The sequence below is a fragment of the Gemmatimonas sp. genome (genome assembly GCF_036405635.1).
Classification (GTDB): Bacteria; Gemmatimonadota; Gemmatimonadetes; order Gemmatimonadales; family Gemmatimonadaceae; genus Gemmatimonas.
The window spans coordinates 1-11,388 of record NZ_DASWXE010000179.1 but is presented as its reverse complement, the minus strand read 5'-3'; the positions used below and the strand labels follow the sequence as shown (position 1 = coordinate 11,388).

At 63.4% G+C, this 11,388-nt stretch carries 12 protein-coding genes; 6 read left to right on the top strand and 6 right to left on the bottom strand.

From position 1 onward, the window contains the following. Positions 1 to 298: hypothetical protein (locus VGE27_RS14195; RefSeq protein WP_331050322.1), on the top strand; the 298-nt coding region annotated here is incomplete at its 5' end. On the opposite strand, the gene VGE27_RS14190 is transcribed toward VGE27_RS14195, so the two are convergent. Further along, positions 282 to 1,172, bottom strand: coding sequence for a LysR substrate-binding domain-containing protein (locus VGE27_RS14190; RefSeq protein WP_331050321.1), 891 nt, complete (start codon positions 1,170 to 1,172; stop codon positions 282 to 284). The two genes, VGE27_RS14195 and VGE27_RS14190, sit on opposite strands and share 17 nt — an antisense overlap. 73 nt (positions 1,173 to 1,245) lie before the next feature. Here VGE27_RS14190 and VGE27_RS14185 point away from each other — a divergent pair, with 73 nt between their 5' ends. Beyond that, positions 1,246 to 2,160 carry a DMT family transporter gene (locus VGE27_RS14185; protein WP_331050320.1) on the top strand — a complete coding sequence of 305 codons (915 nt, stop codon included), beginning with the start codon at positions 1,246 to 1,248 and terminating at the stop codon, positions 2,158 to 2,160. 207 nt (positions 2,161 to 2,367) lie between these two features. Beyond that, positions 2,368 to 4,593 (top strand): CocE/NonD family hydrolase, encoded by a 2,226-nt coding sequence (locus tag VGE27_RS14180; protein WP_331050319.1) that lies wholly within the window; start codon positions 2,368 to 2,370, stop codon positions 4,591 to 4,593. 23 nt (positions 4,594 to 4,616) lie between these two features. Here VGE27_RS14180 and VGE27_RS14175 read toward each other — a convergent pair whose 3' ends face one another. From VGE27_RS14175 to VGE27_RS14165, 3 genes are all read right to left on the bottom strand, one after another. After that, positions 4,617 to 4,940, bottom strand: coding sequence for a GNAT family N-acetyltransferase (locus tag VGE27_RS14175; RefSeq protein WP_331050318.1), 324 nt, complete (start codon positions 4,938 to 4,940; stop codon positions 4,617 to 4,619). Between the two features lie 189 nt (positions 4,941 to 5,129). After that, the gene (locus VGE27_RS14170; protein ID WP_331050317.1) at positions 5,130 to 5,447 is read right to left on the bottom strand and encodes a type II toxin-antitoxin system RelE/ParE family toxin; all 318 of its coding nucleotides are present in this window, start codon (positions 5,445 to 5,447) and stop codon (positions 5,130 to 5,132) included. Beyond that, complete coding sequence (locus VGE27_RS14165) at positions 5,435 to 5,692, bottom strand: type II toxin-antitoxin system prevent-host-death family antitoxin (protein WP_331050316.1); 258 nt, start codon at positions 5,690 to 5,692, stop codon at positions 5,435 to 5,437. Before VGE27_RS14165 ends, VGE27_RS14170 begins: the two co-directional genes overlap by 13 nt. Before the next feature lie 107 nt (positions 5,693 to 5,799). On the opposite strand from VGE27_RS14165, the gene VGE27_RS14160 reads away from it, so the two are divergent. Together VGE27_RS14160 and VGE27_RS14155 are read left to right on the top strand one after the other, a co-directional pair. Continuing rightward, positions 5,800 to 6,174, top strand: coding sequence for a metalloregulator ArsR/SmtB family transcription factor (locus VGE27_RS14160; RefSeq protein WP_331050315.1), 375 nt, complete (start codon positions 5,800 to 5,802; stop codon positions 6,172 to 6,174). Further along, positions 6,171 to 7,133 carry an SRPBCC family protein gene (locus tag VGE27_RS14155; RefSeq protein WP_331050314.1) on the top strand — a complete coding sequence of 321 codons (963 nt, stop codon included), beginning with the start codon at positions 6,171 to 6,173 and terminating at the stop codon, positions 7,131 to 7,133. Before VGE27_RS14160 ends, VGE27_RS14155 begins: the two co-directional genes overlap by 4 nt. Before the next feature lie 51 nt (positions 7,134 to 7,184). Here VGE27_RS14155 and VGE27_RS14150 read toward each other — a convergent pair whose 3' ends face one another. Continuing rightward, entirely contained in the window at positions 7,185 to 8,042 is an 858-nt protein-coding gene (locus VGE27_RS14150; RefSeq protein WP_331050313.1) for a hypothetical protein, read from the bottom strand. A gap of 168 nt (positions 8,043 to 8,210) precedes the next feature. Further along, entirely contained in the window at positions 8,211 to 10,115 is a 1,905-nt protein-coding gene (locus tag VGE27_RS14145) for a serine hydrolase (protein ID WP_331050312.1), read from the bottom strand. 265 nt (positions 10,116 to 10,380) lie between these two features. On the opposite strand from VGE27_RS14145, the gene VGE27_RS14140 reads away from it, so the two are divergent. Further along, positions 10,381 to 11,388 (top strand): KAP family P-loop NTPase fold protein (locus VGE27_RS14140; RefSeq protein ID WP_331050311.1); only part of this gene is annotated, 1,008 nt, incomplete at its 3' end.

Genomic DNA, 11,388 nt, shown 5'->3' with positions numbered 1-11,388 from the left:
GGACCTGGTTGTGGTGCGCGGACCGTCTGCGGTGGTGGATGGCCGCCCGTCGTACATGGCGATGGGCGGTCGGCGCACGCCAACTCCCATCGCCGTGCCGGAATGCGCCACACAACACTGTTTTGTGGTGGCGCACCGGGCGGGTGAGCCTGGCACTGCCACCGTGCTCGATCGGGTGGAAGCGAACCGACGCCAGGCGGTCACTCTGTATCTGCCCAATGAGGCCGCGCGCATCACGGTGTTTGCCGCGAGTGGTCAGGTGTTGCGCGCGACGAACCCTGCTACGCCTTCGCGCTGAACGCCGCCACCGCCGCCAGGATGGCCGAACGCCGCGCCGCATCCGATCGCCACAGCGCATACACATGCCGCGTGAGTGCCGGTGTCACGGGCACCACGCACACCCCTTCGGGCACCGCGCCACGTCCCAATCGCGGCAGCACCGCCGCGCCCAGTCCCGCGCTCACCAGCGACAGTTGGGTGGCATACTCCAGTGCCGAATGCATCACCCGCGGTTCACGCCCCACGCCACGCAGCGTGAACATCAGCCAGTCGTGGCAGATCGATCCCTCTCGCCACGAGATCCACGCTTCACCGGCGAGCTCACTCAGCGCCACACTGCTGCTGTTTGCGAGTGGGTGATCGGCCGGCAGCGCGATATCGGCCACGTCGTCGTACACCGGCGCGCGCATGAGCCCTTCGGGCACGCCCAGCGGACGGTTGAACCAATCCTGCGCGATAGCCATGTCGATGTCGCCGCGCTCCAGCAGCGCAATCGCTTCCACCGGCTCCATCTCCTGCAGCCGCACCTGCAACTGCGGATGCTCGGCAGAGAGCCTGCGCAATGCGGCCGGTGCCAGTCCACGAATGGCCGTGGCAAATGCGCCCACGCGCAGTTCACCCGACACCACCGCACGCCGCGCATCCAATTCGGCTTCCGCTTCGCGCAGCACCGAAAACGCCCGTTCTGCGTGCGCCGTGAGCAATTGCCCTGCATCGGTGAGCGCCACACCGCGGCCGCGCTTTTCGAGCAGTGGCTCGCCCACTTCGCGCTCGAGTTTGGCGATCTGCTGCGAGATGGCCGATGCGGTCACGTTGAGCGCATCGGCCGCCGCGTGCAGGGAGCCATAGGCGCCCACCGCGTGCAGGCTGCGCAGGCGTTCGAGGTTTATCATGCAGAATAACTTAACGAATGTGTCAAGATCATTTCACTTGTGCTAATGTATGGAGGTGCTGAGATTCCGCTCCATGACACATGTGACCGCGTCGTACGAAGTCCCGAAGGCCATACCCAGCTGGAAGGCGGCTGTGACGGGTGATTTTGGGCTGATCGTGGTGCCGGGCGCCATTTGGGGCGCCTCCTTCCTGTTCATCGCGCAGGGACTGCATGCGGTGGGACCGCATGGCGTGGCCTTCTTCCGCATCCTCGCCGGTTTCCTCGCACTGCTCGCATTTCCAGCGGCGCGAAAGTCCATCGACCGCGCCGCGTGGCCGCGCATTGCCGTCCTCGCGGTGTTGTGGATGGCGGTTCCGCTCACGCTGTTTCCGTACGCCGAGCAGCGCATCTCGTCGGCGATGGCCGGCATGCTGAATGGCGCGGTGCCGTTGTTTGCGACGGCGGTGGCGGCGATCATCGCACAGCGCTTGCCATCACGCACGATTCTCACCGGACTCGCGGTGGGTATGACCGGGGTGGTGCTGGTGGCGCTGCCCAACTTGCAGGGCGGTGGGGCAAGCGCAGACGGGGTGTTGCTCGTGCTCGCGGCCGTGACGTTGTATGCGATCTCCATCAACGTCGCTCGGCCATTGCAGATGGAATACGGTGCGCTGCCGGTGCTGCTGCGTGCGCTCGGGCTCGCGGCAGTGCTCACGGCGCCGCTTGGCATTCCAGAAGTACTGGACGGACACTGGACGCTGGCACCGGTATTGTCGCTGCTCACGCTCGGCGTGTTTGGCACGGGCATCGCCTACGTGCTCGGCACGATGGCTGCCGGCAAGCTTGGAGCGGCGAAGGCGTCGGCGTCGATTTTCATCACGGCACCTGTGGCGCTGATGCTTGGTGTGGTGGTGCTGGGGGAGAGCGTTGCGCTGCTGTCTGTCGTTGGCGCGGCGGCCTGTATTGCAGGGGCAATGATTATTCGTCGAGCGGATTCTGCGCGGTGATGACGGGCGCTGCGATTGATTGATGGGTTGTCGGCGGGTGGGTTCTATGTTGTAGGCTGTGAGTGGTAGGTGGAAACACGGGGGAGAGTCAGGGCGTAGGTTCAGGTGCACGCACACCGTGCTCCCCCGCCTTTGGAGATGCTTGTTTTGAGCCACCTGCCGAAAATTGCGCGACGTATTGTGAGGTCAGTTTCCCGTGTTGCCGTTGTGGCGCTAGTCACTGTGGCTGCCCGCGGCCTGCAGGCACAACCGTTGCGGCTTGCGCAGGCGGCGCAAAACGATGCCGCAGTGCTCGACACAGAGGTTCGCCGGCTCGCTGGGGTGTTGCTGACGCGATCAGACTCCACCCCTGCGGCCTCGCGCACGCTGCGTCAGGAGATCGACCGCGCCTATCTGCAACTGGCGGTGAACGATTCCGCGCAGGCATTCAGAACATTGGTGGCGCTCACGTCGCGGGATGATGCGCCGAGCCCCGCGGACAATCCGGCATTGTCGCTGCTGAGAGCCCGGGCCGAAGTCGGCATGGCACCAGCTGCATTCCGTGACGCCTTTGGGCGGGCGATGAGTGGAGTGCAGAATCGCGACGCCTTCGAAGTGGGCTGGTATCTCGAGACGCCGCCTTTTGTGTTCGAGCGCAATCTCACCAACGCCGTGAGCCGCGCGGTCGCCCGAACGGATTCACTGCCGGCGGCCGATGCCACGGCGCTGGTACGCAGTCATGTCGTGCAGCGCACCATGCAGGGGGTCGGAAGCCACTTGCCTGCCTTGCTCGCGGCGCAGAACACTCGGCGCTACATCATCGACACGGCAGTGCTCATTCCTGCACGCGGGGCCACACTGTCGGCCATCGTGGTGCGTCCGCGTCGCGCCACGGCAAAATCGCCGACGGTGCTCAACTTCACGATCTACGTCGACACGCCACAGCAACTCGGCGGGGCCATTCGTGCGGCATCGTATGGTTACATCAGTGTGGTGGCCGATGCACGCGGCAAGCGCCTCAGCCGCGACACCATTCGCCCCTACGAGGTGGAAGCCAACGACACCCACGCAGTGCTCGACTGGATTGCCGCGCAACCGTGGAGCGATGGGCGCGTGGGCATGTACGGCTCGAGCTACGACGGTTTCGCGGCTTGGACTGCCACCAAGCGCAAACATCCGGCGCTGCGCACCATCGTCACTGCTGCCGCGGCCATGCCGGGGCAGGGGTTGCCGATGGAGAACAATGTGTTTCTCACGGCCAACTATGCCTGGCCGTTCTACGTGAGCAACAACCGCACGCTCGACAACGACACGTACTTCGATCGCAATCGGTGGAATGCGCTCGCCGAGCGGTGGTACGAAAGCGGCCGGCCATTTCGCGAGATCGACAAGGTGGATGGCACGCCCAACCCCACGCTGCAGCGGTGGCTGACGCATCCCACGTTCGACAGCTACTGGCAGCGCATGGTGCCGTACGGTCCCGACTTTGCGAAGATCGATATCCCCATGCTGTCCATCACCGGCTACTTCGACGATGGGCAGATCTCTGCGGTGCAGTATGTGCGTGAACATCTGCGCAACCGCCCTGATGCTGCGCACTATCTGGTGATCGGCCCGTACGACCACGGCAGCGCCGGCGCGGCCCGAAAGCCCATGGAGTATCGCGGCTATGCGCTCGATTCTGTCGCGCAGCTCAACACCACCGCAATGACCTTTGATTGGTTCGATCACATCTTTCACGCGAAGCCGCGGTCGCCGCTGCTGCGGGATCGTATCAACTATCAGGTGATGGGTGCCAACCTCTGGCGTCATGCGCCCACGCTGGAGGCGCTCGCTGCACAGCCGCTGCGTCTCTATCCCACGTCCACGCGTGATGGGGCGCATTTCACGCTCGACACGGCGCCGCGCGAACATCAGGGTATCACTCGCACCGCCAACATGGCGGACCGCACCACGCAGCATGTGGGTTACTACCCAAACAACGTGCTCGGCCCGATGCCGGAGTTCGAAGGTGCGCTCACCTTCGTGAGTGCGCCGGTTCCGGCGGCTACCGAAGTGAGTGGTATGCTGTCCGGTTCACTCGAGGTGCTCGCCAATGTGCGCGACTTCGATTTCAATGTGGTGCTGTACGAGCTGCTGCCCGACGGACGGGTCTTCCACCTGTCGTACTACCTCGGCCGGGCCAGTCATGTGCGCGACTTGGTGAACCGGCGTCTGCTCGTGCCGGGGCAGCCGACCACGTTGCCATTCTCACGGTCGCGCATGACGAGCCGTCGGCTGCAGCCGGGCAGTCGCTTGCTGCTGGTGTTCGACATCAACAAGGATGCCGGCCACGAGGTGAATCATGGCACCGGTGGTGAGGTGAGCGCCGAGCGTGCGTCAGACGCCAAGGTGCCCATGACCGTGCGTCTGATGCCGGGCAGCTATGTGGACGTACCCGTCAGGCGGCCCTGATCAGTGGCCTTGATCAGAATCGCTTACAGGCCGCCGAGCTCCATATAGACATCCGCCCGCGCGTACTCGGAGCCGGGCGGCAGGGGGGCGTGCTGAAAGCCCAGTCGTTCATACAAACGAATGGCGCCTTGCAGTGAGCTGTTGGTGACGAGAAACAGCGACTGCGCATGTTGCGCGCGCACCCAATCGACCACGGCCTCTCCCAGCAGGAAGCCGAGCCCGGCGCCCTGGTGTGCCGGGTCGACGGCCATCTTGGCCAGCTCGTAGCGCCCGCCGCCTACATGAATGGCGGCGGCGGGCCCGGCGGCTATACCGTTCTCTACGGCGAAGAAGGGAACGATTTCCATTCTTCAAGATACCTTTTGGGGGGCAGGAAATTCCGGGGCTGCAGCACAACGCGGTGCCCGTGGGCAACAGATGAACGGCTGGAGCCCGTGATTGGGCGGCTTCCGCTGAACTGCTTTGCCACGGATTGCACGGATGGAGCGGAAACGACACGGATACTGCGCGCTGGAACCGGCCCAGCGAGACGTCAGCTATCGGGAGAGATCGGCTCGTCTCAGTTGCGATGTTCGCAGTTCTCTCTCTTGTCGCATGACGTGGAGGATCGCGACACGCTCGCCATCATATCGATAGAGCACGCGGCACGGCGGCTCGACGATCTGCCTGTATCGAGTCTCGCCAGAGAACTCCTGCGGACGACTACCACTCTCGGGATGCGCGATCAGTTGTTCGACATGCGCAAAGACCCGGCCGACGAGCGCACGCGCCGCGGCCGGGTCCTGGATGGCGATATAGTCGGCAATCGCATCGAGATCTGCGACGGCCGGTTCGGTCCAGACTACCTGAGCCACCGATCGAGCCGCGACTTCGCCTCGTCTTGCGAGAGCACGCGGCCGTCGGCGAGAGCCATCTCACCACGAGCGATGCCTTCGAGAATGGCCATGCGCTCCTGCTGGCGTTCGTACGACTCCACGTCGACGAGATACGCGCTGGGAAGGCCGTGTTGCGTGATCAGGATGGGCTCCCGGTCGCGCTCGAGGTCGGCCAAAAGATCAGTCGCCTGCCGCTTCAGCGTGGTCACCAGTTCGGTGCGCATAAAGTGATACTATAGTAGCACTTGTTCCGGTGCAAGTTTGAGCAACCCTTGCGCGTCAATTTCTGTCATGTAATATACCAAGCAGTTAATTAACCATACGGTACGACATGCAAGACCCGCTCAGCCAAACCTTCTCCGCGCTGGCCGATCCCACCCGGCGGGCCATCCTCGCCCGGCTCCGGGAAGGGGAAGCCAGTGTCACCGAACTGGCTGAGCCGTTCCTGTCGCAGATGACGCTCCCCGGCGTCACCAAACACCTCAAGGTGCTCGAAAAGGCCGGTCTCGTGACCAAGGGGCGCGATGCCCAGTGGCGACCGTGCCGGCTCAATCCGGAACCGCTCAAGGACATCAACGAGTGGATGGAGGCCTACCGCGCTCACATGGAAGACAGCCTCGATCGACTCGGCGAGTACCTCAAGACCGTTACCAAGCCCGTCACGCAGAACGCTCCCACCACCCCGTCCGAGAACCACGAACCATGACCGCAGCGGCAGCCAACGAGATTCGCCTCACCCGCGTGTACGACGCGCCCGTCGCAGCGGTGTGGGATGCCTGGACCGACCTCGCCCAGGTGGCGCAGTGGTGGGGGCCGCGAGGCTTCACCATCACCACCAAGTCCAAGGACCTGCGCGCCGGCGGGCACTGGGACTACATCATGCACGGTCCCGATGGCAAAGACTGGCCGAACTACGCGCGCTACCACGAAGTCGTGCCGCGTGAACGCCTGGTGTACGATCACGGCGCGTCATCGGCCGATGCGAAGCCGCTGTTTCATGTCGTCGCGGAATTCCGCGACCTGGGCGGCAAGACGCAGTTCGACATGTGCATGACCCTCGCCACGGCCGAAGCCGCGCAGCAGACCCGCCAGTTCATCAAGGCCGCTGGTGGCAACTCTACGTGGGACCGTCTGGCCGAGTATCTGGAGAAGGACAATCAGGGCCGCGAACTGTTCGTGATCAATCGCAGCTTCGATGCGCCCATCGACACGATGTTCGACATGTGGACCAAGCCGGAGCACTTCGCGAAGTGGCTGCCGCCCACGGGCATGACGATGACTTTCCGTCGTGTGGACATCCGTACGGGTGGCGATGCGTTCTGGTCGATGTCGAGCGGCGACTTCACCATGTACGGCCGGTTCGAGTATCTCGACGTGCAGCGCCCCCATCGCATCGTGTATTCGCAGTACTTCGCCGATGAACACGAGAACATCACGCGCCAGCCGGGCGCGCCCACGTGGCCCGAGCAGATGGTCACCACCGTGACGTTCACCGAAGAAGACGCAGGGCAGACGCGGGTGCAGGTGCGCAGTGAAGTGCTCGGCGTTGCCACGTCGGAAGAGATGGCGGCCTTCATCGCCGAACGCGCCGGCATGACGCAGGGCTGGACGGGGTCGTTCGACAAGCTCGAGGCACTGCTGGCTGGCGAGACGGTCAGCGCCTGATGCGCGACCGGAATGCCCGGTAGGAAACACCGGGCATTCCGGGACGACAGACTACTTCCGGTCTGCGAGCGCGGCGTCGCTCACGTGAAAGGTACCATACGGCCAGAGATACTCGATCTCCGGCTTGAGCACGATGTAGACTGCGTTCTCACTGCCGATCTTTCGCACCGTACCGCCAAAGCAGTCGATGTACGACATCTCGGCGATGTGTTCCGGTTTGATGGACTCGAGGATGGTGAGTACCGTCGGTGCCACGTTGTAGCCCATCACCTTTCTCCCAACCTGCCTCTGGTCCGGCATGAAGTCTTGCCGCACGCGTGTGCCGTTCACCCACACCTCTCTCACCGCGCCGCACGCGTCACGACCACCGAGACTGGTGATCATGTACGGGCGCAACCTCCACATCACGTCCAGTGCGCTGCGGATGAGAAGTGGGCTCGATGCGATGGTTTCTCCATCGAGGTGATACGCCCGTTGCCGGAGTGACTGCCGTTCGGTAACACGCACGGTGGCGAGTTGTTGCGGTGCCTGCGCGAGCATCAGAATCAGCGAGACGGTGTCACCAAATGCCAGGCGCACAAATCGGCGCGCTGGGCTGAAGCCCAGGTGTCGCGCGACGACCTCGAACATGGACGAGTCGTCCACGATGGAGAGGGTCGCCGCACCGGCGGCATTGACTCGCGTCGCACCCAAGGTGCGCAGCCCCTGCCGTACCAGCACCTCGGCAGACTCCACAGGTCGCAGAGCGGAGTCGATGACGGAGATCTGCACCACCGCCGCAGGGCGCCGGGTCTGAGTAGGCGCCTGGCTCTGCGCCGCTACTGCGACGGGCACGGCAATGAGGCACCCGACAAGCAGTGCCAGCCAGCGCACCATCAATTGTGTCGGCAATACCAGCGTCAGAGTCATGTGCCAATCTCCACGCGCATGCCTGCGGTGAACGGGCGTCGACAGGTCACAGGAGCGTACAACACCGAAGTAAACACCGCTCACCGCATCCGGCCATTCGAGCCACCCACCGGCCCGCCACGTCGCCCCCACAAGCGCCGTAGCAGGCCGGTCCCAGCCAAAGGTCAGTTACCGCCCATTCGCCCAGTAGCTCTCCATCCGCTGCCGCATCGCGGCCATTGCGGCGCCAGTGGTACCGCCATCGAGGTCGGCAGCGTTGATGGTGATCAGGAAGCCAACACCTCCTTCAAGATTCAACACAGCGCGTGAATGGTTGGTGGTGTTGCTGCCGTCATGCGACACAGAGCGCTGCGCATCGCCGAATACCGTCCATCCCATGCCGTAGGCGCCGCCACCGCCTGCCGGCACGGCATTGGTGGTGAGGTATCGCGCGGTGGTCTGCGTGAGCAGTGTGCTGCGCCCCTGGTCGGCCAGCAGCAGCTCCTGCATGATGCGCGCCCATGCCCGCAGGGGCATGTGTACCGTGCCCGCTGCCGACAGCCCGGGAAGATTGTCGCACCCTTCGCACGCCACCCACGAGCTGCCCTGCAGGCGGTGTCCCTGCGGCTGATCGTTGGCGCCGGCGGGTGCGGTGGGACCCCAACCCGCGCCCACGAGACCAAGCGGCGTGAACAGACGCTGTTGCATGAGCGCTTCGTACGTGCTCGACCACGCGCGCTCGATCATCGCCCCGGCCATGCCGAACGCGGTGTTGCTGTAGTAGTACGTGCCGCGTGCGTTGTTGGGCTGCTGACGCAGCGCGTGATCGGTCCATGTCATGCGCGCGGCGGGCAGATTGGTGGTGCTCGCGCCCACCAGTGCCGACACCGAGTTGATCACGCCACTCGTGTGCGAAAGCAGTTCCGAGAGCGGCACGGGGCCGTACACCGGCAACATGCTGCCACTCAGCTCGGGAAACGCCTGCGCCACAGTGCGATTCCATGTGAGCACACCCGCGTCCACCGCCATGCCGGCGAGAATACCGGTGAGCGCCTTGGTGTTGGAACCCAGATGCCACTTGTCATTCACCGTGACGGCTGCACCACCAGTCGCCCGTCGTGTGCCACCCACACCCAGGCCGATCAATCCGTCGCGGTGCACAATGGCGCCGCCCATCGCCGGCATGCCGCGCGCCTGACGCATGGAGTCGACCATGGCCGACAGGTCAGCGAGTGAGCCGCCCACCTTCACCGTGCCACTTCGGCCTTCCACCGTGGCGGTGATGGTGGCACTGCCTGGCAGCAGCGAGCGCACTTCACCGGAGGCCGAGACGGAGACGAGTGTGGCCGCGCTCGACTGATAGGTGATGGTGCGACCGGTGACCACCGCGCCCAGTTCATCGCGCACCACCGGCGTGAGTTGTGCGCGTGCACGTAGCGGCACGCCGATGCTGTCGGCCGGAAAGGTGATGGATGCGATGGCCGGGGCAGTCACGGTGAGTGCGGCCGTGCCCGTGCGTCCTTCACTGGCGGCGGTGATGGTGGCCGTGCCGGGCGCTACGGCCGTCACCAACCCGGCCGCGTTCACAGTGGCGATGCTGGTGGCCGAGGACGACCAGGTGGCCGTGCGGCCGGCCAGGGTGTTGTTCGCTGCATCGCGCATGACGGCGGTGGCCTGCGCGGTGCGACTCACCACCAGCGACGACTGCGCGAGCGTGACGGTGATGGAGGCGACTTGCGCCGGCGTCACGGTGAGTGTGGCGCTGCCAGTGCGTCCTTCACTGGTGGCGGTGATGGTGGCCGTCCCCTCGGCCACAGCGGTGACCAGGCCCGCTGCGGAGACCGTGGCCACGGTGGACGCCGAAGAGGTCCAGGCGATGGACTTGCCCGTGAGTTCGGTGCCGGCCGCATTGCGGGCGACTGCGGTGGCCTGCGAGGTGGCACCCACCGCCATGGAGCCACTGGCCAGGGAGACCGCGACGCTGGCCACGGTGACATCCGGCGGTGGCGGAGGTGGGGGCGTGGTGGTGCCGTCACTGCCTCCCCCTCCGCATCCGGCCAGGCTGATGGAGGTCGCGGCCAGGAGGGCGATCATGCGAACCAGCCGACGCGAGACCGCTAGGGGAGCGTGAGGAATGGGCATGGGGCGGGTCGGGGGAGGAGGATCGGGAGCTGCTCACCTAGACACGCGGAAAGGCGTACATTTTCGGCTCATTGGGGCTCAAAAATCGGTGGCATCTTGGGCTTCAGAGGTAGGCTCACAACGCCTTTCGCAACGAGGCGCTGCTAGCCTCTGCGTGATATTAGTGAAACGACTTTGAAGAACTGCCACAATTTGAAAGACGCGAGGCGGTGGAGCCATGTGGTCGGACAGTGAAAGCGATGTGGACTATCTGAACTATTCTGAAGTGTCAGAAATGGTATCTGAGATGGTCACAGACGATTCGATGTTGCCAATTTCAGTTGGCATCTATGGTACTTGGGGTGTCGGAAAGTCGAGCATTCTTAGGCTGATCGGCGCGCAACTCGAAGCTGAAGATCGAAACCTCATCGTCTTCTTCGATGCGTGGCTGTATCAAGACTTTGAAGAAGCAAAGTCTACATTGATGACGGTAATTGCGAAGTCCATCTATGAGGCTTCGCCCGATACCGTGAAGGAGAAGGCTGCACAGCTCTACCGCCGTGTGAACAAACTCAAGCTCTTAGGGATGGCCGTCGACATAGGTGCACTGCTGGCGGGTGTACCGACACTAGGGATGTTCACCAAGGCGGCGAGTGCGGCAGAGAATGTCTGGGGAGGGACCGCAACCGAGTCTGATGTGGTCACAGTGAAAGATGCGGCGAGAGAAGCCGGACAAAGAGTATCTGGTCTTCTAAAGCCGGCAGAAAAGCGCAATGCTCCAGAGGAAATAGTCGCCTTTCGCAAGGAGCTCGGTGAACTTCTGGGAGCCCTCGATCGACGCCTGGTTGTGTTTGTTGACAACCTCGATCGATGCCTCCCCTCGAACGCGATAGCAACGCTTGAAGCAATGCGGCTCTTTCTGTTCATGCCAAATACGGCTTTCATAGTCGCGGCAGACGAAGACATGATTCGCCTAGCCGTTGCGAAGCACTTCAAAGATCCAGATAGTCAACACATTACCGACTATCTCGACAAGTTAATACAAATTCCGCTTCGTGTTCCAAAGTTAGGGTTACAGGAAGTTCGGGCCTATCTGTTCATGTTGGCGGCCGCAAAGTCAGGTCTCGGGAAAGAGAACATTGAAAAACTCAGAACATTTCTGATTGAAAAGCTTCGTCGTAGCTGGTCTAACGAAGCACCATTCGATGTAGATCAGGCGGCTATCAAGCTGGGCGTTGAGGTCGGT

Excerpts from the sequence above, each read along its gene's own strand:
- VGE27_RS14190 (WP_331050321.1), bottom strand. The coding sequence starts at position 1,172 with ATGATAAACCTCGAACGCCTGCGCAGCCTGCACGCGGTGGGCGCCTAT.
- VGE27_RS14185 (WP_331050320.1), top strand. The coding sequence starts at position 1,246 with ATGACACATGTGACCGCGTCGTACGAAGTCCCGAAGGCCATACCCAGC.
- VGE27_RS14175 (WP_331050318.1), bottom strand. The coding sequence starts at position 4,940 with ATGGAAATCGTTCCCTTCTTCGCCGTAGAGAACGGTATAGCCGCCGGG.
- VGE27_RS14165 (WP_331050316.1), bottom strand. The coding sequence starts at position 5,692 with ATGCGCACCGAACTGGTGACCACGCTGAAGCGGCAGGCGACTGATCTT.
- VGE27_RS14160 (WP_331050315.1), top strand. The coding sequence starts at position 5,800 with ATGCAAGACCCGCTCAGCCAAACCTTCTCCGCGCTGGCCGATCCCACC.
- VGE27_RS14155 (WP_331050314.1), top strand. The coding sequence starts at position 6,171 with ATGACCGCAGCGGCAGCCAACGAGATTCGCCTCACCCGCGTGTACGAC.
- VGE27_RS14150 (WP_331050313.1), bottom strand. The coding sequence starts at position 8,042 with ATGACTCTGACGCTGGTATTGCCGACACAATTGATGGTGCGCTGGCTG.
- VGE27_RS14145 (WP_331050312.1), bottom strand. The coding sequence starts at position 10,115 with ATGATCGCCCTCCTGGCCGCGACCTCCATCAGCCTGGCCGGATGCGGA.